At 44.8% G+C, this 25,561-nt stretch carries 26 protein-coding genes and 1 tRNA gene; 13 read left to right on the top strand and 14 right to left on the bottom strand.

Annotated features, from left to right (window positions below; genetic code table 11):
* Nucleotides 1–129 precede the first annotated feature (129 nt).
* Nucleotides 130–426: an HPF/RaiA family ribosome-associated protein gene (locus ACHZBG_RS04000; RefSeq protein ID WP_320128154.1), complete on the top strand. Its 297-nt coding sequence runs from the start codon at nt 130–132 to the stop codon at nt 424–426.
* A gap of 93 nt (nt 427–519) precedes the next feature.
* Here ACHZBG_RS04000 and rpoN read toward each other — a convergent pair whose 3' ends face one another.
* The 6 genes from rpoN to ACHZBG_RS03970 form a co-directional block, all read right to left on the bottom strand.
* Entirely contained in the window at nt 520–1,947 is a 1,428-nt protein-coding gene (rpoN, locus tag ACHZBG_RS03995; RefSeq protein WP_320128153.1) for an RNA polymerase factor sigma-54, read from the bottom strand.
* Nucleotides 1,947–2,693, bottom strand: a complete 747-nt coding sequence (lptB, locus tag ACHZBG_RS03990) for an LPS export ABC transporter ATP-binding protein (RefSeq protein ID WP_320128152.1) — start codon at nt 2,691–2,693, stop codon at nt 1,947–1,949. The genes rpoN and lptB overlap by 1 nt, the downstream gene beginning before the upstream one ends.
* The gene (locus ACHZBG_RS03985) at nt 2,686–3,309 is read right to left on the bottom strand and encodes an LptA/OstA family protein (protein WP_320128151.1); all 624 of its coding nucleotides are present in this window, start codon (nt 3,307–3,309) and stop codon (nt 2,686–2,688) included. The genes lptB and ACHZBG_RS03985 overlap by 8 nt, the downstream gene beginning before the upstream one ends.
* Entirely contained in the window at nt 3,306–3,845 is a 540-nt protein-coding gene (lptC, locus tag ACHZBG_RS03980) for an LPS export ABC transporter periplasmic protein LptC (protein ID WP_320128150.1), read from the bottom strand. Before lptC ends, ACHZBG_RS03985 begins: the two co-directional genes overlap by 4 nt.
* A gap of 62 nt (nt 3,846–3,907) precedes the next feature.
* A complete protein-coding gene (locus ACHZBG_RS03975; protein ID WP_320128149.1) occupies nt 3,908–4,324 on the bottom strand; it encodes a SoxR reducing system RseC family protein in 417 nt (138 codons plus the stop codon).
* A gap of 1 nt (nt 4,325) precedes the next feature.
* Entirely contained in the window at nt 4,326–5,135 is an 810-nt protein-coding gene (locus ACHZBG_RS03970; RefSeq protein ID WP_320128148.1) for a TIGR00282 family metallophosphoesterase, read from the bottom strand.
* 81 nt (nt 5,136–5,216) lie between these two features.
* Between ACHZBG_RS03970 and ACHZBG_RS03965 the strand changes: the two genes are divergently transcribed.
* Nucleotides 5,217–7,337, top strand: coding sequence for a glycoside hydrolase family 3 N-terminal domain-containing protein (locus tag ACHZBG_RS03965; RefSeq protein WP_320128147.1), 2,121 nt, complete (start codon nt 5,217–5,219; stop codon nt 7,335–7,337).
* A gap of 42 nt (nt 7,338–7,379) precedes the next feature.
* On the opposite strand, the gene ACHZBG_RS03960 is transcribed toward ACHZBG_RS03965, so the two are convergent.
* Nucleotides 7,380–7,453: transfer RNA gene (locus ACHZBG_RS03960), tRNA-Arg, on the bottom strand.
* Nucleotides 7,454–7,684: 231 nt separating this feature from the next.
* On the opposite strand from ACHZBG_RS03960, the gene ACHZBG_RS03955 reads away from it, so the two are divergent.
* The gene (locus ACHZBG_RS03955; protein WP_320128146.1) at nt 7,685–8,245 is read left to right on the top strand and encodes a hypothetical protein; all 561 of its coding nucleotides are present in this window, start codon (nt 7,685–7,687) and stop codon (nt 8,243–8,245) included.
* Here ACHZBG_RS03955 and ACHZBG_RS03950 read toward each other — a convergent pair.
* The gene (locus ACHZBG_RS03950; RefSeq protein ID WP_320128145.1) at nt 8,242–8,541 is read right to left on the bottom strand and encodes a hypothetical protein; all 300 of its coding nucleotides are present in this window, start codon (nt 8,539–8,541) and stop codon (nt 8,242–8,244) included. The genes ACHZBG_RS03955 and ACHZBG_RS03950 overlap by 4 nt on opposite strands.
* Nucleotides 8,542–8,685: 144 nt before the next feature.
* Between ACHZBG_RS03950 and ACHZBG_RS03945 the strand changes: the two genes are divergently transcribed.
* Nucleotides 8,686–9,594, top strand: a complete 909-nt coding sequence (locus ACHZBG_RS03945; RefSeq protein WP_320128144.1) for a sugar phosphate nucleotidyltransferase — start codon at nt 8,686–8,688, stop codon at nt 9,592–9,594.
* Here the strand turns inward: ACHZBG_RS03945 and ACHZBG_RS03940 are convergent, their stop codons facing one another.
* Both ACHZBG_RS03940 and ACHZBG_RS03935 read right to left on the bottom strand, forming a co-directional pair.
* Nucleotides 9,595–10,518: a YitT family protein gene (locus ACHZBG_RS03940; protein ID WP_320128143.1), complete on the bottom strand. Its 924-nt coding sequence runs from the start codon at nt 10,516–10,518 to the stop codon at nt 9,595–9,597.
* A gap of 57 nt (nt 10,519–10,575) precedes the next feature.
* Nucleotides 10,576–11,154, bottom strand: coding sequence for a TIGR00730 family Rossman fold protein (locus ACHZBG_RS03935; RefSeq protein WP_320128142.1), 579 nt, complete (start codon nt 11,152–11,154; stop codon nt 10,576–10,578).
* 182 nt (nt 11,155–11,336) lie between these two features.
* On the opposite strand from ACHZBG_RS03935, the gene ACHZBG_RS03930 reads away from it, so the two are divergent.
* From ACHZBG_RS03930 to ACHZBG_RS03915, 4 genes are all read left to right on the top strand, one after another.
* Complete coding sequence (locus ACHZBG_RS03930; RefSeq protein WP_320128141.1) at nt 11,337–12,461, top strand: hypothetical protein; 1,125 nt, start codon at nt 11,337–11,339, stop codon at nt 12,459–12,461.
* A 111-nt stretch (nt 12,462–12,572) separates the two neighbouring features.
* Nucleotides 12,573–12,701 (top strand): hypothetical protein, encoded by a 129-nt coding sequence (locus tag ACHZBG_RS03925; RefSeq protein ID WP_320128140.1) that lies wholly within the window; start codon nt 12,573–12,575, stop codon nt 12,699–12,701.
* 7 nt (nt 12,702–12,708) lie between these two features.
* On the top strand, nt 12,709–13,461 hold the full coding sequence (locus ACHZBG_RS03920) for a Fic family protein (protein ID WP_320128139.1): 753 nt from the start codon (nt 12,709–12,711) through the stop codon (nt 13,459–13,461).
* Nucleotides 13,462–13,692: 231 nt separating this feature from the next.
* On the top strand, nt 13,693–14,718 hold the full coding sequence (locus tag ACHZBG_RS03915) for a 2-hydroxyacid dehydrogenase (protein ID WP_320128138.1): 1,026 nt from the start codon (nt 13,693–13,695) through the stop codon (nt 14,716–14,718).
* Here the strand turns inward: ACHZBG_RS03915 and ACHZBG_RS03910 are convergent.
* Nucleotides 14,715–15,344 (bottom strand): CpXC domain-containing protein, encoded by a 630-nt coding sequence (locus tag ACHZBG_RS03910; protein WP_320128137.1) that lies wholly within the window; start codon nt 15,342–15,344, stop codon nt 14,715–14,717. The two genes, ACHZBG_RS03915 and ACHZBG_RS03910, sit on opposite strands and share 4 nt — an antisense overlap.
* A 64-nt stretch (nt 15,345–15,408) precedes the next feature.
* On the opposite strand from ACHZBG_RS03910, the gene ACHZBG_RS03905 reads away from it, so the two are divergent.
* Nucleotides 15,409–16,164: a class I SAM-dependent methyltransferase gene (locus ACHZBG_RS03905; RefSeq protein WP_320128136.1), complete on the top strand. Its 756-nt coding sequence runs from the start codon at nt 15,409–15,411 to the stop codon at nt 16,162–16,164.
* Nucleotides 16,165–16,203: 39 nt separating this feature from the next.
* Here ACHZBG_RS03905 and rlmKL read toward each other — a convergent pair whose 3' ends face one another.
* The 3 genes from rlmKL to ftsH are packed head-to-tail and all read right to left on the bottom strand — an operon-like array spanning nt 16,204 to nt 21,390.
* The gene (rlmKL, locus tag ACHZBG_RS03900) at nt 16,204–18,450 is read right to left on the bottom strand and encodes a bifunctional 23S rRNA (guanine(2069)-N(7))-methyltransferase RlmK/23S rRNA (guanine(2445)-N(2))-methyltransferase RlmL (RefSeq protein WP_320128135.1); all 2,247 of its coding nucleotides are present in this window, start codon (nt 18,448–18,450) and stop codon (nt 16,204–16,206) included.
* A 16-nt stretch (nt 18,451–18,466) separates the two neighbouring features.
* Entirely contained in the window at nt 18,467–19,390 is a 924-nt protein-coding gene (locus tag ACHZBG_RS03895; protein WP_320128134.1) for an Hsp33 family molecular chaperone HslO, read from the bottom strand.
* A gap of 11 nt (nt 19,391–19,401) precedes the next feature.
* A complete protein-coding gene (gene ftsH, locus ACHZBG_RS03890) occupies nt 19,402–21,390 on the bottom strand; it encodes an ATP-dependent zinc metalloprotease FtsH (protein ID WP_320128133.1) in 1,989 nt (662 codons plus the stop codon).
* Between the two features lie 89 nt (nt 21,391–21,479).
* Between ftsH and ACHZBG_RS03885 the strand changes: the two genes are divergently transcribed.
* From ACHZBG_RS03885 to ACHZBG_RS03870, 4 genes are all read left to right on the top strand, one after another.
* Nucleotides 21,480–22,205, top strand: coding sequence for an SDR family oxidoreductase (locus tag ACHZBG_RS03885; protein WP_320128132.1), 726 nt, complete (start codon nt 21,480–21,482; stop codon nt 22,203–22,205).
* A gap of 99 nt (nt 22,206–22,304) precedes the next feature.
* The gene (locus ACHZBG_RS03880; RefSeq protein ID WP_320128131.1) at nt 22,305–23,741 is read left to right on the top strand and encodes a hypothetical protein; all 1,437 of its coding nucleotides are present in this window, start codon (nt 22,305–22,307) and stop codon (nt 23,739–23,741) included.
* A 16-nt stretch (nt 23,742–23,757) separates the two neighbouring features.
* The gene (locus tag ACHZBG_RS03875) at nt 23,758–24,876 is read left to right on the top strand and encodes an efflux RND transporter periplasmic adaptor subunit (protein WP_320128130.1); all 1,119 of its coding nucleotides are present in this window, start codon (nt 23,758–23,760) and stop codon (nt 24,874–24,876) included.
* Nucleotides 24,877–24,885: 9 nt separating this feature from the next.
* The gene (locus ACHZBG_RS03870) at nt 24,886–25,560 is read left to right on the top strand and encodes an ABC transporter ATP-binding protein (RefSeq protein WP_320128129.1); all 675 of its coding nucleotides are present in this window, start codon (nt 24,886–24,888) and stop codon (nt 25,558–25,560) included.
* The last annotated feature ends 1 nt before the right edge of the window (nt 25,561 follow it).

Below are 25,561 nucleotides of genomic sequence, written 5' to 3'. Positions count from 1 at the left end.
ACCTTGTTTCGATTCTACTATACAATTGTTACTCTTGTTCCGCAAGCCTCTTTCGATTTGCATTTGTCCATTGACGTATCCAATTTCAAGTCTTATCTTTTAGATACGACTATAGTCATTGGAGGGCTTATGAATTTAACAGTCAGAGGCATCCGTTACAATCCGAGTGACGAGACACGTGCATTCCTGGACAAGAAATTGGAAAAGATACATTTCGCAGATGAGTATCTTCAGGATCTGGACATCGTAATCACACGGGAGACCGAAGGACAAGGGTATCATTTAGATGCCAAGCTTCATTTCACATGGGGAACCATCAAGATGGTTAGCTATGATTGCTATGAGCTTTTTGAAGGTATTGAACTGATATCAGACAAGATCGAAGCTACTGTCCGGAAGGAGAAAGGTAAAATTAAGGAACACTGATAAAGAAACATTGATAAATATCCAATAAGACAAGCGGGGTGCGAAAGCACCCCGTTTCCTATGGACTGATATAAAGGCTACTTTTCTATTTTGTCAATTGGTGCCACGTACGAAAGATGGGTCGATATTCAGCTCATTCCTGTATTTTGCGACTGTTCTTCGTGCTACGGAAATTCCCCGTTCTTTTAGCAAGTCTGAGATCTTCTGGTCTGACAAAGCCTTTTTCCCTTGATATTCCTCGATGATTTGCCGAATTGTTTCCTTGGCAGCATTCTTGGAAATTTCTTCACCTTCATCACCGACTGAGTTGCTGAAAAGTTTTTTTACCGGAATGATGCCCCAATCTGTATCAAGCCATTTGGCCGTGGAAATGCGGCTGATGGTTGTCTCATGGACCCCTATGATGTCAGCAACCGTCTTTTGGGTAAGAGGCCTGATGTACTGTGGTCCATTATAGAAAAATTCTTTCTGGTAATCGAGCAACACTTCGCCAACCTTATAAAGAGTTTGGTTGCGTACCTTGACCTGGAAAATCAAGTCATTGGCGTCCTTGATATGATGGTTGATATAGCTTTGGGCCTTTTTCGCCTCCTCGGATTCACCGAGATCCTGTGCCAGGGAAGCGAATTCAGGATTGATGGTAAGCTCGGGAAGTGAGGAGTCGTTCAGTTTCATTACCAGATTTCCCTCGATTTGATGAATTGAAAGATCCGGAATGATATAATTCTGGGGTCCATTTGCAAAGGATTGTCCTGGATACGGTGTCAGGGTTTTCAGAAAGCCATAGAGGCTATCCAATTGCTCCATATCAATTCCCAGTTGTTTTGCAACAACTTGTTCCTTGTTGGCGCGCATCAATTCCAGCTTTTCATATACCAAGGGAGTGAAGACGGCCATATCCTGCTCATTGAGGCCTTTGTTCTTTGCCTGAAGAACCAAGGATTCTCTCCAATCCTTGGCTCCGACTCCTATCGGTTCAAATCCCTGGATTACTTTGATCAGTTTTTTCATATGCGGCAATTGTTCTATCTTGAGCAGACTTTCGGGAGTTTGTCGAAAAAAGCCATTGGCATCCAAATCGGTTATGAGGATTTCACCTACTTCATATTCTGCGGTGGTCAAATGTTCGCATCCAAGTTGGCTGAGAAGACTTTCCTGCAAGGTCTCCTCGGTACTCAGGGCATTTTCCAAGAATTTTTGCTGACGGTCAGAAGCTTCTGCATCATAGCTGCCACTTCCTGGGTCGTTGCCTCTTCCAAGGTCGCTTCCATAGCTGGATGAATCGGAATACGGTTCTTCCTGGCTCTTTTTTTCTTGTTGACTGGCAGTCTCAGCATACTTTTCGTAGGATAATTCTCCCATTCCGGGAAGTTCCAAAGCTGGGTTTGCCTCAATTTCCGTCTTGATTTTTTCTTGGAGTTCTGCAAGAGGCAATGTCATCAATTCAAAGGATTGAAGTAGCTGGGGACTGAGTTTCAGCTGCTGTTTCTGGCTAAGGGAAAGCGAAGTTGACATGCCCATTAGAAATCCTCCCCAAAATCTTCACCAAAATAGATTTCCTTGGCAATTACATTGGCAAGCAATTCCTTTTTTCCCCCTGAGACCAGGATGGAGCCTTCGCTTATGATATGTGAACAAGAGGTAATCGAAAGAGTATCTCTTACATTGTGGTCGGTAAGCAGGATTCCTATACCTTTTCTTGCAAGTGTTTTGATCAGTAGTTTGATTTCGTATACTGCCTTTGGGTCAATTCCTGCAAAAGGTTCATCAAGCAACAGAAATTTTGGATTGCAACCCAGTGCCCGGGCAATTTCCGTTCGGCGCCTTTCCCCTCCGCTCAGGGTATAGCCTCTTTGTTTTCTCAGGGCTTCTATGCCAAATTCCTGGAGAAGCTGCTCGACCAACTCTTTTTGTTCCTGTTTTGACAGGTCTTTTCTGGTTTCCACGACAAGACGGATATTTTCCTCTACGGTCAGCTTCCTGAAAATAGAGGGTTCTTGGGGTAGGTAGGAGAGTCCTTTTTGAGAGCGAATGAACATAGGGAGGTCTGTCAAATCTTCACCGTTGAGCAAAATTTTTCCTCTCTTTGCTTTCAGAAACCCGACAATCATAAAAAAGGTTGTAGTTTTTCCTGCACCGTTTGGCCCTAACAGCCCAATGATTTCTCCTGCTTCCATGGAAAAGGAAATATCCTTGACCACGTCTTTTTTTCCGTAGGATTTTGCCAGATGTTGTATCTCGAGGATGCTGTTGTAATGATTAGCCATGAACTGTCCCCTTGATTGACCCATCCATCTTGATTTCCTTGGTTTCCAGGTTGACTTGTATTACCTGGGCTTCATAGGCATCGTTTTTCCAATCTATGGTGGCATTGCCTGTAAGTACCAGGGTTTGTCCCTCTCTATCCAGACGAACCATATCGGATTTGCAAACCATTGGTCCCTCACTGGTGTCATGGAAAAGTCTTGCATGGATTTGCAAGAGAATGGATCCTTTGCCCATGTCAAATTCAAGCCAGCCTGCAGATGCAGCCAGGGCATTGGTGGCATCTTGCAATTCAACCCAGCTATCTACGATGAGTTTGTTTTCTATTCTGTCATAGTGCAGGTTCTTGGAAACGAGGGAAAATCCTTTTTCGGAGTCGGTTACCGAGACGGAACCAGTGCAATCGATAATGGAAAAGTCTTTTCCTGAAAGCTCAATGTTGTCTGCTTTGAGTGTGAGGGAACCCACTGTTACGGTTGCCTTGTTACCAAGGGTTATTACTTTGTTTTCCTCTTGCATTTTCATACGGGTATAGCCACCGGAAAAGGTAATGTCCTCACAAAAGAGGGGAAGCATTGCCAAGGTAAGCAGGAGGCATAGTGTCAAATACCTTTTCATTTGCCAAGGACTCCCTTTTCTATGGAAGAGAATTCATAGATTCCTTCCTTCAGGTTTCCTGAAAAACCCGTTCCTGAAATTGTATCCCCATCGTTGAAGGAAACGTATACAGGAGACTGCTCGTCACTTTGCAATAGTTGGCTATCATTGGTCCAGCTAAGATTTTCTGCTTCAATGGTAAAATTTTCCGTTTTTTTGCTGATCTTGATGCTTCCTTGCAGTTGTACGTCATAATTTTCGGTATCTACCGTTGCTTTCTGGGCTGAGCCCGTAAGGTCCACTTGGTCTTGCTGGTCTTGCTGTTCGAAGGTGATGTCTTCCAACAAGGCCTTGTTGGTCTTCAGGTATAGGGAGATGGAAGAAGCCTGTATGGTGATGGGGTTTTCCGTATCCCTTCCAATTGTGTACGTTGCGTTGGAGAGCTGGATATCTGGTTGTTCCTTCATTTGCTCGTTTTTTGGAACTCCTTGCTCAGCAGAGCAGGAGACTAAAAGAGTGATAGCAAGAACCATGCCAAGAATACCTCGATTGAACATGGTTGTAAGTATACCTGTCATTTTGGCTTTCGACAATCTCGTATTGAGAGAAGGAACTTTGTTCACGTTTCGTCGATTTCGTCTACGATATGGTCTACCTGTGGAAGATACTTGCTTTTTTTTGCCGTAAAATATGCCCAGGCACTCAAAAAGCCAATCCCTATTCCCAATAGGCCTGCAATAAGACCCATTGTCTCGGAATGGGTGAGAAAAGATCCGAGGTAATACCCAACGGGGAAAAGAGCCAGAGGAAATATCAGGGTGATCATCGTCCCTGCAATGGTTCTGGAAGGTTTAAGAAATAATTCAACTGTCATTCCTGGTTTCAGATCAAGCTCTTGTTTATTATTGGCTTCGAAATCCTTTCCTTTCTTGTTGCAAAAAGTTTCGCCCTTGCAACCATTGCAAGCGCTGCTGGAACATGAAACCTGAATGGTATCCTTGTTTATGACTTTGGTAATGGTTACCTGTTCATACATACTATTCCTCCTGGCGAGTCGGTGTGTCGACTGCTATCCTAATTGTTTCGATACTTGTTGCCTTTCCGTCGTTCTCGATATCGACGAGCACTCCGACGAGTTCCAGATCATCCCAGCATTCGTTTGACCGTGCAGGAATCTGGGAGATGTATTTTTTTATTTCCGTCTCACTGAGAAACCCCCCGACACTTGTTTGGCTTCCACACCTTCCGTTGTCGGTGATATAGGCACAATGATGTTCAAGGATTCGCGCATCGCCACTGAGAATCTTCGTATGGGTTCCTATTACCGCAGAGGCTTTTCCGTCCAGCATGAAACCCATGGTGGCTTTTTCAGCAGTGGTCGAGGCATGATATTGGACCAATACTATCTGGTTGTCTTCCCTGGCCTTGTCCACCAACATCTGGGCCAAAGAAAAGGAATTGCCCAGATGGGTCCTGGGAAAATCTGCATTTCCCAGCAGGTTGATGATGCAAACTTTCTGGTCCTTGACTATCAGATATCTGACACCATGACCGGGATTCTGTTGGGGATAGTTTGCGGGGCGAAGGATGCTTGGGTTCTTGCCAATGAACTCCACCATGTCTTTCTTGAAGTAAATCTTTTCTCCACCTGTGAGAATATCAATACCTAGCTTGAATAATTGCATGGCATGGGCTCGCCCGAGACCAAAGCCTCCGGTAGCCCCTTCTCCGTTTGCCAGGACCAGGTCAATCTGTTTATCTTCGCGCAATTTTTTCAGCGCACCTTTTACGGTGGCTATGCCAGGTTTCCCGACAATCTCACCTAGGAAGAGTACTCGTATGCTCATGTATCTAGAGTAACGATTTTTTCCCTGCATAGGCAAGTGTTCACATGATATAATGTAGGGACTATACCCAAGGAGTTCCCGATGCAAAGGTTTGAACTGTTCCTGAAAAAAATAATCCAACGAAAAATGATAAAAATGATGGCTCCCCGGGAGCCACTTTCCGATACCGAGTCCATGTCCTTGATTTTGTCCAAGGAGGATGAAAAGTCCTTGCCCTTACGTATTCTCCAGGCTCTTACCCAGGAAGAAAAACTATCGTTGCTAAGTGGAACGGAAGAATTTTGCATTCCTGGAGTTGAACGTATAGGACTGAAACCTGTTTGGACCAGCGATGCAACAATGGGATTGCGGGGTTGGAAAAAGAGGGTAACGGATTTTCCTGCGACCATTGCAATGGCTGCCTCGTTTGACAGTGACCTTATAAAGAAGGTGGGGAAGACTATTGGTGAAGAGTGCCGGGCTCTTGGCATTGGTATTCTTTTGGGACCTGGGGTCAATATCGCCAGAGTCCCTACCGGAGGAAGAAATTTTGAATATTGTGGGGAAGATCCCTATCTTGCAGGTACAATGGCTGCAAGCTACATCCAAGGCCTACAATCTGAAGGGATTATTTCCACAGTAAAGCATTATGCCTGTAATAACAGTGAATATGACCGGCATAAATGCAATTCGGTGGTTGATGAACGGACTTTGCGGGAACTATATCTTCCTGCATTCAAGAAAGCCATCGAGGCAGGAGCCTGGGGGTTGATGACAAGCTATAACCCAGTCAATGGAACCTATTGCAGTGAACATCCCTACCTTATAGGAGAGATACTTCGTGGGGAATGGGGTTTCGAAGGCTTGGTTATTTCCGACTGGGATTCCTTGTACTCGACACAAAAAGCCGTACGCTATGGCGTAGATCTTGAGATGCCCGGTCCCAAGTGGTTTGCCCCTGATGCCTTGAAGAAGGAACTGGAGGCAGGTACCATTTCGATGGCCGATATCGATGCGAAGTTGATTCATATATTCTCTGCCTATGAGAAAGCCGGGCTGTTTACACGACCTATGGTAGATCCAAAGGCAACAGTGGGGACTTTGGAACATGCAGAGGTTGCCCTTGAACTGGCAAGGGAGTCAGTGGTTTTGTTGAAAAACCAGGATTCCTTGCTTCCCTTGAAAAAACGAAAGGAAATGGTCCTTTGCGTAGGAGGAAGGAATAGTTTCCAAGTTCCGGCAGGAGGAGGGTCTTCCATGATCCAGGTCTTGGAAAAATCAGTGAACCTTGCCCAACGTTTGCTGGATGAAAAAGTGGAAGTGATCCTGCTTCCTACACACTGGTGGAGGCAGGCAAGGTATCGTGAGCGCGTAAAGTCTTGTGATGCCGTTGTCTTTTCGACAGGGTTTGATAACATATATGAAAGCGAGTCCTATGACAGGCAATGGGCTCTTTCCAAGGAAGAAATTACCGAAATCCACAAAGTGGCATCCTTGAATGACAATTTGGTTGTCATTTTGCATGGGGGTGGGGATATGGAAACCTCTTCGTGGATTTCTGGGGCAAAAGCTGTCTTGCATGCTTTCTATCTGGGATCAAGTACCTCCCAGGCTCTTGCAGATATTCTCTTTGGGCGTTGCAATCCATCAGGAAAGCTTCCTTTTTCCATGGCAAGGTCATTCTCACACTATCGCTCGGTGGCTTCCTATGTCCAAGACTATGATAAGATTGGGATCAGTCGAATAAAAGGAGGGCAAGGTGATCCTGCAAAAAGAACTGTCTGGGATATGCCATATACAGAAGAACTCCTGGTAGGCTATCGACTATTTGACACCCAAGCCCTTGAGGTAGCTTTTCCCTTTGGTCATGGACTTTCCTTTACTTCCTTTTCATATGAAAGCTTGCAGGTTATTAAGCGTGGTGATGGTACTGTCGCTGTTTCTTTGATAGTTACCAATACAGGAAAGATTGAAGGGCAGGAAACGGTTCAATTGTATGTGCATGAAGAACATCCTGTCGTATTCCGACCTGAACAGGAATTGAAGCAATTCGAAAAAATCAACTTGGCGATTGGTCAGTCGAAAGAAGTCTCATTTTTACTTACCGAAGAAGCCTTTAGCCATTATGATGTCGTGACCCGGCAATTTGTCAGGGGAGAGGGTGGTTTTGAACTTCGGCTCGGCTCGAGTAGTCGTGATATTCGTTTGAGAATGATGATTTGACCCAAAAAAAGCAAGGAAACCTGAGGGGGTATTCCTTGCTATTGAGCCCGGTGCGATTCGAACGCGCGACCTTCTCCTCCGGAGGGAGACGCTCTATCCAGCTGAGCTACGGGCCCAAAATCGCTTAATGGTACGGCTAAGCGAGTATTCGTGTCAAGGGAAATAGTTTTCCCTTCCTATGACACTAGATTAAATCTATTTAATTCTTTTTGTGTAATAAGTTGTAAATAATGTATTGTTAACACTCGTTGAAATATCGTAATTTACGACGAAACTCTTGACACTTGTTTTGCCTGTAATTACACTCTATTACAGAGAGTATGCTTGCATACAGTAGGGAGAATAATATGCGAGTTCATAAAAAAATATTACTGACCATTATGGTATTGAGCAGCCTTCTTGTTCCTCTTGGCTCAGAAACTCTTTCTGTCGACACTATTGCCCTTCTGGGTAGAATGTCTACATCAGAGGTTTTTTCGGTGGTTCAAAATCAGGAAGCCTTGAATTTCAATCTTTCTGAACATAGGAATACTTCCATAAATGTGGGTACGTATGTCTTGATTTCCAATAATAGCAATTCCTTGTTTCATTTATATATCAAACCAGGTGAGAAAGGTTCAGAGAAACAATTTGCTTTTTCCCATGACCGAGGGGAACCCATCGATAAAGGGAAAAAGAGTGAGTTGCCATTTACTGTCCGGGTTTCGAGTAATATAACCGGAGGTGTGAGTGTTGTTGGAAATAAAGCAATGGAAAAGGAACTTGGGGTCCGTGGGGTGTATGCCAACAATGAGGAAATCGTGTATGAAACCGGAGAGATCATTGCAGAAATTCCGGATTTTGTTCCTGATGATTATTCCAGTGGTTGGTATTCTTCTGCCATCCAGTTAAGTATCGAAGTCAATTAATGCAATATTTCCTCAAGAAATAAGTCGTCATCGGATTCATCATCCTCGAATTGTTTGTTAATCAGATCCTTGAGCCATTGGTTGTCTTCGAGGTCATTTTCCTGTTCACCTTCCGCTATAGACTCACATGGTAAGCAAAGCCATGAGCTCAAGGCTTCCAAGGCTTCCTTATTCTTGAAACAATGCAAGGGCGCCTCTTCCTTGTCCTCGTTCAAAAGGGAATAGGGGCATTGCTTGCAAGTTTCAGAAAGAAGGCAAAATTCTTTTACTTTTGTATACCATTCCAGATTATTCACTCAAGTCTCCTTGGTGGCATCATATCGCATGGCAAAAGATTTTTCCATGTGTTTTGTCATTGGTTCCTTGTGATGATGTTTGACTTCCTTACTCTAGCCGTTGTAAACTTACATGCCTTTGATAAGGCAAGGGAGAATTGTAATATGAAACCTACACTTGTAGTTCTAGCAGCAGGGATGGGAAGTCGATATGGAGGGGTAAAGCAGATTGACTCCGTTGGTGCTCATGGAGAAACTCTCCTTGACTTTGGTGTCTACGATGCAATGAAGAGTGGTTTTTCCAAGGTAGTTTTTATTATTCGCAAGGATATCGAAACCGACTTTCGTGAACGTTTGTTCGATCGAATCGCGAAGAATATGAATGCGGAGTATGTATTCCAGGGAAAGGATACCTTGCTTTCAAAAGAACAGGTCAAACTTGCCGCGAATCGTGAGAAGCCTTGGGGCACTATCCATGCTGTCCTGTGCGCAAAAGATGTAGTAAAAGAACCCTTTGCAGTTATCAATGCGGATGACTACTATGGAAGGGAAGCTTTTTCCATTCTTTCCAAACATCTTGGTTCCGTAACCAAGGGAAGTGTGGAACACGCAATGGTAGGGTATGTCCTTGATCATACCATGAGCAAGAGTGGTTCGGTATCCAGGGCAATCTGCACAGTCAAGGATAATTACTTGGTCAGCATGCGTGAAAATACAAAAATTGAGTATGTCGCAGATAAGGTCATCAGCCATATCGATGGACAGGATGTTGAACTGACAGGCAAGGAATGGGTGTCGATGAATTTCTTTGGTTTTACACCAGCGGCTTTTGACAGTTTCGGTACCTATTGGGAGGAATTCCTCAAGGACAATATAACCGCTGCGAAAACTGAGTGCTTTCTTCCTAATGGAGCGAGTCGAATCGTTACTAACCATGAAGGGAAAATTCGATTCTATACAACCCAGGAAAGTTGGTTTGGCATGACCTATAGTGCTGACCGTCAATTGGTTCATGATGAACTTGCCAAGAAAACCGAACAAGGATATTACCCGGAAAAACTCTGGAGCAATTGATTAGTTTTTGTCTTGTTGCTGTGTTACGTCCGAGAGGCCTGCCCAAGCGGCCTCCTCGATGGGAGTGAATCCTTCCCCGAGAACTTGGTACGCTTCTTGGACTACCATAAAGGCCCTGTTATCTGTTTTGTGGACGATATTGGTCAATTGAGCCAATTTGTGATTCATGACAACCGTCATGATAACGGGACGGTCACTTCCTGTGAACATTCCACTGCCCGAAAGTATTGTACCGCCATGTCCTAGTTGCTCCAGAATGGCTTTTTGGATTATTTCTCGTTTTTCACTGATGATGAATACGGTTTTCGCGGATCTGGTTCCAAAGGAAAGTACTACCTTGTCTATGACAGCACCCATTATATATAGGGTTATGGTTGCATAGAGTGCACTTTCCAGTCCAAAGAAAAAGCCACTTGCTACAATGATCACTGTATCGACAAGAAAGAGCGAAGATCCAAGGGAGAGTGGGGTGAATCGGGCAAGGATCTGGGCAACGATATCCGTGCCTCCTGTATTTGCTCCGCTTTTCAATACCAGTCCGCAACCAATTCCCATGATTACGCCTCCGAATATTGCAGAAAGCAATACAGAAAGGACATTGGTATAGTCCAATACCCCTCCATAGCCAAATATTTGGTTCAAGAGAGAGGTAAACAGGGAAAGAAGCACTGTTCCCGAAAGAGATTTAATACCAAATTCTTTTCCAAAAATTACTACACCAAGGACAAATAATGGTACGGAGAGTACCAGGATAACCAATCCTGTATCAAATCCAAGTGTATGGTAGAGGATGGTTGCAATACCACTGACTCCACCACTTGCAATTTTTGCAGGGGTGGCAAATAGAGCAATTCCTGCAGCTGTCAAGAAAGATCCTGTTACGATGTAAAATAATTCGATGAAGCGATAATGCCTTTTGGTCATACTGCTAGCATACACCTCGGGACCGTTGTTTTCCAATGGGTTTGGAGGGAAAAGATATCAGGATAGTTTATCGCTGAGCTGTGGTTGGAACTCATAAAGGCGTTTGATCAGCCTTTGAGGATCATCTTCGATTATCAAGGCCCTGAGATGATCCTCATGGATGAATCCTTCTTTGCAACTATGTTCCAGAAAGCTGATAAGGGTATCATAGAATCCGCCGGCATTGAGTAGTGCCACAGGTTTGTTATGGTATCCGAGTTGTAGCCAGGTGAATACCTCGAAGATTTCCTCATAGGTTCCGATTCCACCGGGCAGTGCGACGAAAGCATCGGAGAGACTATACATCTTTGCCTTGCGCTCATGCATCGTAGGTACTACAAAGAGGGTATCCTCCACTTTTTTCGTCCGGACATCACTTCGATCCAAGGCCTTGGGAAGGACTCCTATTACAGAACCTCCCAGATTATGTAAGGTGGAAGCAATGGTTCCCATGAGTCCTCGATTTCCCCCTCCATAGACCAAACCGATCTGATGGGCAAAAAGGCTCTCGGCCAAAAGTATTGCTTGCTGTTCGTATATAGGATTGTTTCCGGTGCTGCTTCCACAAAAAACGGCTAGGTTGTGTAGGTTATTCATGGTCTGAGCATATAGAAAATTATGTTTCAAGGCAAGGAAATCTGCTATAAAGCCCTTGGTTGGCATTTGTAGCCCTTGCAGAGGGATGTTTTTGCTTGTTATTATTTCTCTTGAAGTGTATTATTGAAATGATGAATTTGACATCCTTGCAATCCATGATCTGAATACTAGGAGTTGTTATTATGAATAAAAAGCTTATTGCGGTGTTGTTAGCACTGGTACTGATTCCTGCAACGTTGTTTGCTGTACCTGTTGTCATTACTTGGGAATGGACGGTTGAGGATCCGATGGTTACTACGTTCCGTTATCAAGTTGATGGAGAAAAATCTTCTGACTGGACTGTCGTTGATTCCTCGGTAACCAGTTTTACCGTTAATGGTATCGAAGGTTCAGTTGCTCATTCATTATATCTCCAGCAATCCTATGATGGCGTAAATTTCAGCGCAAGTTCAGTGTCTACCTCTGAGCCAATTGTTACTGAAGTTCCTGCAGCACCAGTAGCTGCAGCCACCGTAGAGCCAGCAACTACCGTAGAGCCAGCAGCCACCATAGAGCCAGCAGCCACCATAGAGCCAGCAGCCACCGTAGAGCCAGCAGCTACCGTAGAGCCAGCAGCCACCGTAGAGCCAGCAGCTACCGTAGAGCCAGCAGCTACCGTAGAGCCAGCAGCCACCGTAGAGCCAGCAGCCACCATAGAGCCAGCAGCCACCGTAGAGCCAGTAGCCACTGCAGAACCGGCGACTAGTGCAACTACTAAACCTGCAGATGTCAAGGATAGTCGTTATAGCACCACTATTTCTCTTGGTTTAGGAGCCTCCTATGCTCCCTCCGGAATTGGGTCCTTTGGAAAATATGGTCCTCGGGCAATATTGGGACTAGGTTTCAATAACATTTGGACAATCAATAAAGCTCTTGGCTTTGGTCTTGATGTTTCCGTTGCCTATGATCCTTTGCTTCAGACTTCCGTAAGTAGTTGGCCTTCCTTTATCTCAACGATATTCTCTGATTTCACAACTACCTTTAACAAATTGACCCAGGTTGCATCAGTATACGTTATGCCTAAGATTGATTTGACACTAGGAAAAGTGACTGTTGCCCTTGGCGGTGGTGGATTCCTATTCTATTCCTTCACTGACAATTTGATTTCACAAAAATATATGTACGGTGCCTTTGCGAAGGGATCCTTGGCTTACCAGGTGAACAATTGGTTCTCCGTTGGCCTTAACGGTGGTTATTCCTGGGTTCTCAGTGAAACTACCAATCCCCAGTTTATTACGGGTTCTTTGTTCATGGGATTCTCGTTCTAGATTGATTAGAGAACAAAATGGAAGGGCCCAGGTAAATTCTGGGCTCTTTTTCTATGGTATTGCCTTGACCTGATAAGTTTGGTATGGCTATCATAGGAGATACTAGTATTGATGATTGCGGATCGAATGGTATCCGCACCACGGAACGTTCGTCCCAAATCTGTGGTAATTGGGATTCAGCACATTGCCCTAGGCTGTGTAGCATTGGTAAAAGCCCTTGCAAGGCAAAAGGATGGTTAGCTTTTTTATGAAATCAGGCCGAGTGCAAGCATGCATCGACTATATCAGGTTCAATCAAGAAGCGGAAGGATTCGTTTTCTCTGATGATGATGATAGTGCAATGAGGGGAATCTTGGAGGGAGATGTGACTCCGGACCAATTGATTCAAGAATTTATCGAGAACAATGGGCTTGATACCAATTATACCCCACCTGCCAAGGAAGGAAGTTTTTATCCTCATACCAATTGTCTGGTAAATTTCTTTTCGATCAAGGAACGAGCAAAGCTGAGAAGGGTAGAGGCAATGTTTGCCAATATTCGTAGTGCTGAAATCCTTACTGAAGATCCAAAGAATACTTTTGATTTTGAGTATCTTAAATCAATCCATGCAAGACTCTTTGGAGATTTGTATCCTTCAAGTGGTCAGATCAGAACATCTGCCGCAGCAAAACGAACAGTTTTCAGCAACCCTGAATTCATTGAATCTGCCTCCGAGGACATCTTTTCACGGCTCAGGGACGATTATTACCTGAAAAACCTTGAACGCGAGGATTTTATCAATGATTTGGCCTTCTATATGGGCGAAGTCGAAGCCCTTCATCCATTTAGGGATGGGAATGGTCGAGCTGCAAGACTCTTTTTCTATCAGTTGATCCTTAATGCAGGGCATGATCTTGATTGGTCCCTTGTTGACCCAGATCGTTTGCTTGAAGCTGATATCGCTGCCATTGATGGTGATTACCAATTGTTGATAGATGTGCTTGAGGAAGTAATTTCCTAGAAGTTTCATCAATATATCATTGAAGAGGATTGTCGTATCGGGCATCCTCTTTTTTTGGCTCTACCTGTAGAGGTATGGTTTGAAACTGCATTCCCTGCTATGCTTTCCCTATGCAGTTCTTTCTTGTATACATATATAGGTTTGGATCTTTGGGGTTTTGCCAGAGTTGCAAAATCCTAAATCTGAAGATGAATACAAAAAGGCTGCCCTAAGCTAAGGGAGAAACTGAATATGACACGATTGGCTTTCTTTGATACAAAGAATTATGATAAGAATTGGTTTGACCGGCTAAAACAGGATTATGACGTAGAAATTCAATATTTCGAATCTAAACTCAATGAAAATTCCGTGTTGCTTGCAAAAGGCTTCGATGTGGTATGTGCTTTTGTAAATGACCATGTTGACGAAGCTGTCATCAAGGGCCTTATTGATGACGGAGTTAAATTGGTTGCAATGCGTTGTGCTGGTTATAATAATGTAGATTTCAAAACGGCTTTTGGAAAGATCCATGTAGTGAGGGTTCCTGCCTATTCACCCTATGCCGTAGCAGAACACGCCATGGCCTTGCTCCTCAGTTCCGTAAGGCATATCCATCATTCGTATGTCAGGACCCGTGAATTCAATTTCAGTCTCAACTCACTTGTTGGGTTTGATTTGCACGGAAAAGTCATAGGCATTGTCGGTACAGGAAGGATTGGAAGGGTGTTCAACGACCTATGCAAAGGCTTTGGTATGAAAGTCCTTGCCTATGATCCTTTTCCCAATCCTGATTTTGATGGTGAATATTGTTCCTTCGATGAATTATGCCAGAGAAGTGATATTATCAGCTTGCACTGTCCTCTTACTCCCGATTCCCAGCATTTGGTTGACAAAGAGGCCATTGCCAGAATGAAAAACGGGGTTGTGATCTTGAATACCTCACGTGGGGGTCTTGTCGATAGTGAAGCCCTTCTTGAAGGGATCAAAAGCAAGAAAATTGGTGCAGCGGCCTTGGATGTGTATGAAGAGGAAGGTGATATTTTTTATGAAGATCGAAGCAACACCATCCTTGAGGACGATACCTTGATGCTATTGATTTCCATGCCCAATGTATTGGTTACAAGTCATCAGGCGTTTTTGACCGATGAGGCTCTTCATAACATTGCTGAAACCACTTTGGGCAATATCAAGCAATTCCGGGATGGTTTGGTCATGGATAATGAAATCTGTTATCACTGTGCTACTTGTAAGCGTGAACCTGGAAAACGATGTTTCTAGATTGATGCAATGGCTGTATACGCCCAATTTGCATCGATTCTGGAGAAATTTGTTTGGTCAGGTGTAAATTCCTGAGCCCTGGCAAAGAGCTTGCCATAGAGACCTTCTTCGCAGGAAAGGCTTTGGAAGGACTCGCCTTTTTCGTTGAAGACTGAAAAAAGCAACAAGCCCTCTACAACTTGATGTCCTGAAAAAAGCAAGGAACAAGCCTTGTTTTCCATTTGCATGAGTATATAGAGCTTGCATAACTCAATGGTCTTGTCATCAAGACCTTCGGCGAAGAGCAGAATTTTTTCTTTCAGTTCCTGTACTGAGGAAACCAGCCTAAGTCTATAACCGGGAAAGTTTGAAACTTCTGGATTGTCAAAGTGGTTTCCCTTGAAATCGGGGGCAAGAAAAATTGCATAGGTATTGTCCTCATCAAGGACCAACATTTCATGTATAACCTCAAATTGCTTGGCACAAGCTTCGCAAGTTACAAAAAACAGTGAATCGGTAAGCAACCCAAGCTTCAAGGTAGGATTTGCTTTCAGATCAATGACAGGATAGACCAGTCCTTTTTGTTCATGCTCGCAAAAGGGGCAAACCAGGGAGATTGATTGGGAAGTCTGATGATTTGGTTTCATGAAAAGACTCTAGCATGTTTTTTGCCTCTGGAACAATTGTTTATAGAGATGCTACAATTTGGACATGAATAAAATATGGAATCCTGATGTATATCAGACACAGTGTGGGTTTGTGTATGACTATGGCAATGATGTGATGCAACTTCTGGGACCTGTCTCAGGTAAACGTATCCTTGATGTAGGGTGTGGTAGCGCAGTGCTTACCAATACGCTTGCCAATAAAGGCGCCTTGGTTACCGGTGTTGATGGATCATCTGATATGGTGGCCAAGGCTCAAGCACAGTTTCCTGCCTTGGACATTCACTGCTGTGACGCTCTTTTCCTTGATTTCGATCAAGAGTTCGATGCTGTCTTTTCGAATGCGGTATTCCATTGGATTGATAAGCAAAGACAACCGATATTGCTTGGCAATATTGCACGATCCTTAAAACCAGGCGGAGTGCTTGTTGCTGAAATGGGAGGTCTGGGATGTGCCCAAGCTATCCATGATGCCTTGTCCCATTCTTTTTCAGTTCGGAAACTTACCTATATCCATCCCCATTATTTCCCTTCCATCGGTGAGTATGCCCCGATGCTGGAAGCAGAAGGTCTTACGGTAACCTATGCCACTTTATTTGACCGCCCGACCAAGATGGAGGGACCTGAAGGTCTTCGCAATTGGATTCATATGTTCCTGACTGCTCCTTTTAGCAATATGGAACCTGGTTTGCAAGAAGAGATCATTGAGGAAGCTGAACATTCGATCAAAGAGCGATTATTTGACGGAAAGAATTGGATAATTGATTATGTCCGACTTAGATTCCGCGCTGAGAAGCGATAAAAAAGGGGAAACAAGTTTTTGCTTGTTTCCCTCTAGGTTTTACACTTCTTCGGTTTTCTTGAGAGTCAGTGTTCGCCCTTGTTTTATATGTACTTTCTTGGCCAATGATCTGTGCTTGATCAAAAAACAGTAATGGATCTTGGGATCTCGTTCGAAATCATCGCCGATCGTCCGGGGAGTGATGTTCTCGATATCATACTCTTCCAGGAGTGATTCATCCATCTTGAATTTTCTGTAGTTGCAACTGAAGACCATGGTACCTTTCGGGTCAAGATGCATCATGCAGGCCTTGATTAGTTTTACTTGGTCACGATCTACATCAAAACTATCCCGTCCCTTGCTGTTCGAAAAAGTGGGGGGATCGCAGAAAATCAGGTCGAATCGATCATAGGTATCGTAAAGATACTGGATACAGTCGCTTCGGTAGAAGAAGTGGTTCATCTGGGTCAATCCATTGAGTTCCATGTTCTTTCCGGCCCAATCCAGATAGGTTGCCGAAGCATCCACACTGACAGTGCTCAGGGCTTTCCCTTTTGCTGCTTGTACCGTTGCAGACCCTGTATAGCAGAAGAGATTCAGAAAGCGTTTGCCCTCGGCCATCTTGGCAATCTCTGCTCGTATAGGTCTGTGGTCGAGAAAAAGTCCGGTATCAAGGTAATCGGTGAAATTGACCATATACCGTGCCCCGTTTTCGTTGACCAGGTAGAACTTGCTTCCCTGTCCGAGTTTTTCGTATTGGTTGTCACCCCGTTGCTGGGTCCTTTGCTTTACGAAAATCATGTCACGGTCAATGCCTGTTGCCCTTTCGGTTGCATCGATAAGTTCGTTGAGCCGTTTGAGGGCATCCTCTACCTCAATGGTGGAGGGGGCTGCATATTCCTGCAGGCTGATATACTTGTTTTCATACAAATCTATGGCTGCACTGTATTCAGGCATATCGGCATCATAAATACGATAGCAAGTGACCCCCTGTTTTTCCATGAGGGGAACCACTCGTTCAAGATTCTTTTTCAAGCGGTTATAAGCCATTTGAGCACCATCGCTCAAAGGTTGTGCCAACCTTTCATTCTTTTTCAGGATTGCCCGGTCGATCATCGCCTGACGCTCATCATCGCTGAAGACATAGTAGTGAGCAATCTGACAGGGAATTCCTCCATTGTTAACCGTATTGGTTCTATCCGGTTTCATGTCAATGAAACTCAACAATTCCTGTTGACCGCACAGAATGGCAATATGCCAACCACCAAAGAGTGAATTGAATTGACGTCCAATGACCCTGTAGAGCATTTCCATTGGCTGGTCAGAGGAAGAGAGCCTTACCCCGTAAGGAGGATCGGTTACTACATAGCCCAGGCCGGCAGGAACATCTTCCTTGGTAATCTTCGTGAAATCTTTCACCTGAAAATCGATGAACTGGTCAACCTTGGCAATTTTTGCATTTGCCTTGGCCATGGCAATTGCCCGTGGATCAATATCCCAGGCATGGATCTGCACTTGTTTCTTTTGACCCTCTTCCCCTTTGGCAAGAGCTTCATCCACAAGATCATCCCAAAGGTCAGGATCATGGACAGGAAGGCCAAAGAAGGCAAATCTGCGAGCGACAACCAGCCCTGGGGCCTGTTCCGTTGCCCAGAGGGCGGCTTCGATTGCAAGGGTTCCTGCCCCGCAGAAAGGATCAAGAAGCAGAGGAACTTGTTCCTCTTTTTCCATAGCCTTGCGCCAATCACTTCTGAAAAGCACGGAAGCTGACAGATATTCGCTGAGGACGGCCTCTGTCTGTTCGGCTCGATAACCTCTTTTATACAATCCCTTGCCAGAAAAATCGACGTACCAACTGACATGATCCCCATCAATATGCAAATGGAAGGTCACATCACTATTTTCCTTGTCCACCATTGGGCGTTGGTCATCGAATTTTTCTCGTATCCTATCAACAATGGCATCCTTGAGCCTTATTGCCCCGAAATGAGAATTCTTGAGATAGGAACAATTCTTGACTGTCTCCGAAACGGAAAACGTTTGTTCGGGGGTAACCCATTTTTCCCAGGGAATCATGACCGAGGCTTCATATAGTTCATCTGCAGACCGTATATCCTCATCTTCAAACAATCCAAGCAAAAGCCGGGTTGAGGTTCGCGACCATAGACAGAAACGATAGGCCCCTGCCAGATCGGTGGCAAATTCAACTCCACCGGATACGGTTCGGATATCAGTCCCTCCAGCATTGAGGGCTTCTTGCTCGACAATGTCATTCATGTAAAGGGCTGATGTTGCAAAAAAAATCATTCTTTCTCCCCACTTGTCATGCAAACAAGTGTACTAGTTCTTCTTTTTCAAAATTGTACGTCGTGTTACAGTTGAAACACACCAGTTGCAAAGGAAATGGTCCATTTTCAAGAATTTCCTGCTGCTCTTTCTTACCAAGGCCTTTTAAGTATCCCGAGAAATTCTCCCTGTCACAGGGACAAGAAAAACCCAGACCTTGATGGGCAAGATGCTGGACCCCAAAATCCGAGAATTCATTCTCTACATACTCTTTGATATCCGATCCCTTGGCAAGGAAGGATCCGATACTTGGAAGGGTGGATGCCTTTTTCTGCAAGGATTCCAGTACCCCTTCCTCACAGCCGGGCAAAGCCTGCAAAAACAAGGCTCCGGCTCCCGCTATAGTCCCCGTCTTGTCAAACTGAATCGACAAAAAGAACAGGGAGGGGGTTTGCTCGGATTGCAAGTAATAGAGTGCCAAGTCTTTTGCGAGATCACCATATTGCATCATTACCTGTCCAGTAAAAGGTGTCTTGTTATTTTCCAACAGTTTTACGATAGAAAGAAAGCCAGGGCCATACAACTCATTGAGATCAAAGCTCTCCATAGGTTTTGTAACGGCTATGGGTACATTCTTCAAGTAACCCCTTACTGCTCCGCAAGCCCAAGCTTCCACACTGAGGCCTCCGATAGGGCCTCCGCATTCTATATTCAGCTGGATACGGTCATTTCCCTTGACTGTTGCACTTAGCAACCCTGCTGCCAGATAGGCTTGTCCCAGAACATAGGTTTCCAAGATTCCCAGTTCATGGTTGGCTCTCATCTGACAGAGCATTTCCGTTGCTTGCAAGGCAGTCAGGCGGATTTGGCCATTCTGCAAAAGAAACACCTCCCTGCCATCTTTTGGCAAGGAGGCTAGATGTTCTGTTAATTCTTTGTCTTCAATCTTTTTTTTGATCATACTGATTCAGATTAGACAATGACTTCACTTTTTGCAAGAGCTTGGAACTCTGTTCCGTCGATTACTTCATTATCGAGCAATCTATTGGCAATGGTTTCCAATGCTTTTTTATTTTTCTCAAGGTTTTGCTTTACCTTTTCATACTCAATATTGACGATTCTTGCTGTTTCAGTATCGATGTATTCCTGAGCCTTTTCAGAATATTCCCTGGAACCGGAAATTCCGGAAATTCCGCTTTGTGTGGTAGGAAGGGTAATGTTCCGGTATCGTTCGCTCATTCCGAATTCACAAATCATTCTCCTGACCAGGTCACTTGCACGGCTAATGTCATTTCCCGCTCCGGTGGATATTTCATGGTAGATGACCTCTTCTGCAGCCCGTCCTCCCAGAAGTGTATCGATATTTCCCAGAAGCTCGGTTTCAGAAAGCAGGAAACGATCCTCAGTTGGGTATTGAAGGGTATAGCCCAAGGCTCCCAGGCCACGTGGAATGATGGAAATCTTGCTTACTGGTTCTGCTCCCTCGGTCATATAGGCCGTCAAGGCATGTCCTGTTTCATGGAAAGCCACCCGATCACGTTCTTTCTTGTTGAGTATTCGGCTTTTCCTTTCCAATCCTGCGACCGACTTCTCTATTGCTTCTTCAAAGTCAACTTGCTTGACTGCCTTGCGACTCTGTCTGACGGCAAGCAAGGCAGCTTCGTTGGCAATATTTGCAAGATCAGCTCCAGCCAATCCTGCCGCGGATTGGGCGATTTTTCGTAAATCAATATCCTTGTCAAGCTTGATGTTCCTGGTATGGATTTTCAAAATGGCAAAACGTCCCTCCAAGTCGGGTTTGTCAATGAGGACTTGGCGGTCAAAACGACCTGGGCGAAGAAGGGCAGGATCCAGTATCTCTGGTCTGTTGGTTGCCGCCAGAATGATAACCCCGGTCCTTGAATCAAAACCATCCATTTCGACCAATAATTGATTGAGGGTTTGTTCCCGTTCATCATTTCCGCCGATTCCCGCAGATACCCTTGAGCGTCCGATGGCATCTATTTCATCGATGAAAATAATACATGGGGAGTTTTCCCTGGCTTGTTTGAAAAGATCCCTGACCCTGGCAGCACCGACACCAACGAACATTTCGACAAAGTCCGCGCCGCTCATCTTGAAGAAAGGAACCCCAGCCTCACCGGCAACTGCCTTTGCAAGCAAGGTTTTTCCTGTTCCTGGAGGGCCTACGAGCAGGACTCCCTTGGGTATCTTGCCTCCGATTTCGGTATATTTTTCCGGGTGCTTGAGGAAGTCCACGACTTCTTCAAGTTCATACTTGCTTTCATCGGCACCCGCTACATCATCGAATCTGACACCGGTATCGCCCTCGGCAACAATCTTTGCCTTATTTTGGTTGAAAGAAAGTACACCCTGGCCTCCTTGTCCCATTTTGGAGAATAGAAATTTCCAGATGAGCAAGACAAAAACCATGGGGAGAATGAAGGATAGCAGTGAGGAGAGCAGTCCTGGTTTTACCGGGGCTGTAGCATAATATTCAATTTTATTGGTATCCAAAAGAGGAATGAATGAAGGATCATTGATCTTATAGGTACTGTAGGTTTGCACAATGGAAGCAGTTGAAGATATGGTTGACAGGTCCGTGACGGTACCTTTCAAATCAGAGACTGCTTGTTCCTTGGTAACGGAATACCCTATATATTTTTCATCCTGGATTTCAACTCGTTTGATTGTTCCATTTGTGATAAGTGTCTTGAACTGGTTATAATCCACCGAGTAGGCATTTGTACCCTTGGTGACCAAAAAGGAATTGAGGGCAATGAAGAGCAGAAGAATGATAAAGAAATACCAAAAAGAAAAGGTAAATTTCTTTTGATTCTTGGGATCCTTTCCCCCGAGATGTACTCCAGGTTCCTGCGAAAATCGTTTCTTGAATTCTTCTTTCCATCCCTTTTCTGGTTGTGAGAATTCTTGGCCGTTATTGCGATCATCTTGTTCCATTAATTGTTTTCCTTATACAGTTTTTTCCTGTGCACTTAGAATATACTCCTGCAATTGTCAATCGGCAACAACATCGATATAGTTGCAATATGAACATTGGCGACGTAATTGTAGTAACAGGTGCAGCAAAGCGTATAGGTAGGGAAATATCTCTCTATCTTGCCCAAAAAGGATGCAAGCTTGTCTTGCATTGCAATACAAGTTACCAGGAAGCTCTTACCCTGCAAAAGGAACTGATGGACATGGGCTGTGATGCAGCGGTCGTCCAGGGGGATCTCTCTGATACTGTTGCGCTCAAAGCCTTGTTTATGGCATTTGCCAAACCTTTCGGGAAAGTGGATGCCTTGGTAAACAGTGCCTCAGCTTTTTCAAGCAAACCTATCGAGGAAGTCGATGAGGCAATTTGGTTTCATGATATGGCCTTGCATGCAGCAGCTCCTTTTTTTCTTTCCAAATATCTGTATCTTCACCTGAAAGATAGGAATGCACGAGGTTCTGTCGTAAATATCACCGATACCAAGCTTTCCAATCCGACAGCCTCCCGTCCTTCTTATTATTGTTCAAAAGGGGCTCTGTCAGCGGAAACTGCAGCCCTCGGTGTAGCTTTGGCGCCGGTCGTACGGGTAAATGAAATTGCCCCTGGTCTCATTTTGGCTTTGGATGATGGTTTGTATTTTTCCCGGATGGAGAAGACACTTCCTCTCCAACGCACCGGGAATCCCCAGCAGCTGTGTGAGGCTGTTTGGTATTTCCTTTCATCTACATTCGTAACTGGAGATGTCTTGCACATCGATGGGGGCCAACATCTTTTATAAAACTTGATTTCTTTGCAAGGATATTGTTTTCCCTGTGCTAAACCATAGGGATGTATGATATTGTCAATGTTGAAAATTGTTTTCAGGAGACTTGTGGTTATGCTGAAGAAATATGCAAGGGGCATACTGGCCCTGCTTGTCGTGTCGTTATATATTCCTCCACTTTTTAGTGCAAGCCTTGGTGATATCGTCAAAAATGCCTTGGGTTCCAGCAGCCAGATGAAAATGTACCTTTTATCTAAGCAGAATGCTGAATTGGCTGTCTCCATTGATGAAGCCGATGATCAACTGGGCATCGAAATAAGAAGTGGAGATCTGAGTACTACCTACAGTTCCTCCCTTGATGCATATGTATTGAGTTCCAGTGGTTCTTCCGTAACCTTTACGCTTCCCGATGATGGAGATACCACCATCAGTGTGGGAACAGGTTCCACGGATTATATTCCCACGCTTTCCGCTTATGCCACGTCGCCCTACCTCTCAGCAACACATACCATCACGTTTGGCGAGACGGGAGATAACCGGTCTGCTCTTCTTGGCAAGCAGAATACTCTTTTGGGAGGGTACACCTACGAAAATAGTGTGACGAATTTCAAGACTTCATTGTATCAACAAATCATTTCATTGCTGACAACGGAAAAGAATATCAAGGATACCGAGAAACAAATTGCGGATATCCAAACAGAACTCGATAATGCTCTCAAGCTTAAGATTCTGACTCCTGAAAGCCTTTCGTTTCAAGAAAAAAACAACTCCCTGGAAAGCCTCAAGGGAACACTTGCAAGCTTGCAAGCTAATTCTGAACTCGTAAAGCAACAATATACTTCCCTCACTGATCTGAACTGGGAAGGTGTTACTGACATTCCCGATCCTGAACTTTCCTTTTCTACCAATCCCAATGGCAATTCCCAAGTGAAACTCAAGATGATGGCCCTGGAGATTGCCAAGGAAGATTTTAAGGTTGAGCAAGCAAGACAGACAAACAGGATTCTTGGTTTGTCCGGTTCTGTTACGCTTCCTACCGCCAATGCCACCAATACCTTATTTACCAAAGGCTCTGGTGTAAAGAGTTCCCTTGGCGCGGAGCTTTCCGGCAAAACTTTTTCCTTGGGGGCTTCGGCCTCTGCCTCATATGATTTTGATTCCGGCAAAATAAATCCGGGAATGACAATTTCCGGTTCCTGGAACAATGATAATACCTCCTTGGTAGATACCCTGATCTTGCAGGAATTTGAAAACAAGGTATTGCTGGCACAAATAGAATATAACAATACCTTGAGTGAGTATCTTTATGATGCCTCTTCCCTCATAGGGGAGCTTGCCTCCTGGAAGTTATCGCATTCCTTGTTGGAAAACGCCATGCAATATCACAGGCAAGTGCTTGTTCATCAAAAAGATTTGTTTGCCAGGGGGCTTGCAAGGCAGGCAGACGTCCTTGCCGCTTCCTTTATGATAGAGCAGGACTCATACGACTTTACCATCGATATGCTGAAGGGTTTGGTTTTGCAGAATAAAATCCATAGCTTGGAACTTTAAGAGAGGTTACCTGATAATGAATGACACCATCACCGATATGAATACGGAAAACCAGATACGAAGCCAGCTTCGCAAGAAACTCAGGAATCGGAAGATAAAGAGGACCATTGTCTGGGTAGTCGTAATCGCCCTGTTGATTTCAAGCTTCCTTATCTATTCTTTTTATAAAGACAATGGGTATTTGCCCTGGGGCCAGAAGAAGGCACCCACTTCTTTGGTAAAGGAAGTTGAAGCCAAGGTGTATGAAAATTCCTATGCCACTACCATCGACCTTTCAGGTTATGTCAAGCCAAATGATACCCAGACGGTTATCCTCCGGTCTACAGGTACCATTACCAAGGTGTCTGTCAAGGAAGGGGATGCTGTAAGGCAAGGGGATTCCTTGGTTGCCATCGACAATACCAATGCGCAGTATGCTGTTGCAAAGCTACAGGCGGATATTGAGACTGCCCGGTTGAACGGTAGCAAACGTGATTTGGATTTGCTTGAACTGCAGCTGAAGACAGCCACGAACAATCTTGATTATACACAAGCTTATGCAAGTTTTGATGGTGTCGTCGCTGATGTTGCCGTAAGTGAAGGAGATTATTTCGAGGCTGGTGATACTGCCATGACGATTATCGATCGTTCCAAACTCAAGGCGACTGTTGAAATAGATGAAATCGATATGCAATATATCAAGCTCGGACAGACGGCTTCCTTGGTTTTTGACTCTCTTCCGGGAAAGACCCTTGAGGGAATCGTAACCTATATTCCTATGCTTGGTCGTTATACAACCCAAGGTATAGGAGTGATGGATGTGGAGATAACCATTGAGAATCCTCCTGGAACCCTGGCTCCTGGGTTTACCTTCGAGGGAACAATCGTGGTTGATGGGGAAGTCAAGCTGACCCTTCTGCCCCAGAGTGCCGTTACGACGAACCGGGGCACCAGTACGGTGATCAAGAAACTTGAGGATGGAAATACCAAGACGGTAACGGTAACGGTCAAATACCTCGGGGAAGGAATTTGCCAGTTGCTTTCCGGAGACTTGAAGATAGGCGATACGCTTATTATTCGTAAAACTGATACGTCGGCTTCGGCTCTTGCTTCAATGACCTTGGGAACCGACAGCGGACGATCGTCAAGACGATAGGATAAAGGTATGGCAAATAACGTAATACGATTACAGGATGTACGACGCTACTTCATGGTGGGGGATTACCTGGTCAGAGCACTCGATGGTGTCAGCATCGAGATCAAGGCAGGGGAATTTACCTCCATCATGGGACCCTCTGGAAGCGGGAAGTCAACGATGATGAATCTTATCGGTTGTCTTGATACCCCTACCAGTGGTTTAATCGATATAGATGGTGAAAACACCGCAGGCCTGAATGAGTCTGAATTGGCTTTTATCCGCAATCAGAAGGTAGGTTTTGTCTTTCAACAGTTCAATCTGCTGGGAAAAATGACTGCCTTGGAAAATGTAGTGACTCCTCTTCTTTATGCCGGCATTGGGGTAAGGGAACGTAAGCAACGGGCAATGCAGGCGTTGGCAAGGGTAGGGTTGACCGATAGAATGAATCATCGCCCCAATGAATTGTCCGGGGGGCAGAAGCAGCGAGTCGCAATCGCCAGGGCACTGGTGAACAATCCTGCGATCTTGCTTGCTGATGAACCGACAGGAGCCCTTGATTCCAAGACAGGCAACCAGATCATGGAATTGTTTGAGGAATTGAATAGTGAAGGACGCACCGTTGTATTGGTGACCCACGACCGTGAACTGGGCATGCGTTGTCTGCGCCAGATTCATATCCGTGACGGAAAGCTGGAGGAGTAGC

The sequence above is a fragment of the uncultured Sphaerochaeta sp. genome, assembly GCF_963676625.2.
Lineage (GTDB): Bacteria > Spirochaetota > Spirochaetia > Sphaerochaetales > Sphaerochaetaceae > Sphaerochaeta.
The sequence above is the reverse complement of the archived record's forward strand: the minus strand, read 5'-3'. Positions and strand labels throughout refer to the sequence as shown.

Coding starts and splice junctions, on each gene's coding strand:
- ACHZBG_RS04000 (WP_320128154.1), top strand. CDS start 130: ATGAATTTAACAGTCAGAGGCATCCGTTACAATCCGAGTGACGAGACA.
- rpoN (WP_320128153.1), bottom strand. CDS start 1,947: ATGGGCATGTCAACTTCGCTTTCCCTTAGCCAGAAACAGCAGCTGAAA.
- lptB (WP_320128152.1), bottom strand. CDS start 2,693: ATGGCTAATCATTACAACAGCATCCTCGAGATACAACATCTGGCAAAA.
- ACHZBG_RS03985 (WP_320128151.1), bottom strand. CDS start 3,309: ATGAAAAGGTATTTGACACTATGCCTCCTGCTTACCTTGGCAATGCTT.
- lptC (WP_320128150.1), bottom strand. CDS start 3,845: ATGTTCAATCGAGGTATTCTTGGCATGGTTCTTGCTATCACTCTTTTA.
- ACHZBG_RS03975 (WP_320128149.1), bottom strand. CDS start 4,324: ATGTATGAACAGGTAACCATTACCAAAGTCATAAACAAGGATACCATT.
- ACHZBG_RS03970 (WP_320128148.1), bottom strand. CDS start 5,135: ATGAGCATACGAGTACTCTTCCTAGGTGAGATTGTCGGGAAACCTGGC.
- ACHZBG_RS03965 (WP_320128147.1), top strand. CDS start 5,217: ATGCAAAGGTTTGAACTGTTCCTGAAAAAAATAATCCAACGAAAAATG.
- ACHZBG_RS03955 (WP_320128146.1), top strand. CDS start 7,685: ATGCGAGTTCATAAAAAAATATTACTGACCATTATGGTATTGAGCAGC.
- ACHZBG_RS03945 (WP_320128144.1), top strand. CDS start 8,686: ATGAAACCTACACTTGTAGTTCTAGCAGCAGGGATGGGAAGTCGATAT.
- ACHZBG_RS03940 (WP_320128143.1), bottom strand. CDS start 10,518: ATGACCAAAAGGCATTATCGCTTCATCGAATTATTTTACATCGTAACA.
- ACHZBG_RS03935 (WP_320128142.1), bottom strand. CDS start 11,154: ATGAATAACCTACACAACCTAGCCGTTTTTTGTGGAAGCAGCACCGGA.
- ACHZBG_RS03930 (WP_320128141.1), top strand. CDS start 11,337: ATGAATAAAAAGCTTATTGCGGTGTTGTTAGCACTGGTACTGATTCCT.
- ACHZBG_RS03925 (WP_320128140.1), top strand. CDS start 12,573: ATGATTGCGGATCGAATGGTATCCGCACCACGGAACGTTCGTCCCAAA.
- ACHZBG_RS03920 (WP_320128139.1), top strand. CDS start 12,709: ATGAAATCAGGCCGAGTGCAAGCATGCATCGACTATATCAGGTTCAAT.
- ACHZBG_RS03915 (WP_320128138.1), top strand. CDS start 13,693: ATGACACGATTGGCTTTCTTTGATACAAAGAATTATGATAAGAATTGG.
- ACHZBG_RS03910 (WP_320128137.1), bottom strand. CDS start 15,344: ATGAAACCAAATCATCAGACTTCCCAATCAATCTCCCTGGTTTGCCCC.
- ACHZBG_RS03905 (WP_320128136.1), top strand. CDS start 15,409: ATGAATAAAATATGGAATCCTGATGTATATCAGACACAGTGTGGGTTT.
- rlmKL (WP_320128135.1), bottom strand. CDS start 18,450: ATGATTTTTTTTGCAACATCAGCCCTTTACATGAATGACATTGTCGAG.
- ACHZBG_RS03895 (WP_320128134.1), bottom strand. CDS start 19,390: ATGATCAAAAAAAAGATTGAAGACAAAGAATTAACAGAACATCTAGCC.
- ftsH (WP_320128133.1), bottom strand. CDS start 21,390: ATGGAACAAGATGATCGCAATAACGGCCAAGAATTCTCACAACCAGAA.
- ACHZBG_RS03885 (WP_320128132.1), top strand. CDS start 21,480: ATGAACATTGGCGACGTAATTGTAGTAACAGGTGCAGCAAAGCGTATA.
- ACHZBG_RS03880 (WP_320128131.1), top strand. CDS start 22,305: ATGCTGAAGAAATATGCAAGGGGCATACTGGCCCTGCTTGTCGTGTCG.
- ACHZBG_RS03875 (WP_320128130.1), top strand. CDS start 23,758: ATGAATGACACCATCACCGATATGAATACGGAAAACCAGATACGAAGC.
- ACHZBG_RS03870 (WP_320128129.1), top strand. CDS start 24,886: ATGGCAAATAACGTAATACGATTACAGGATGTACGACGCTACTTCATG.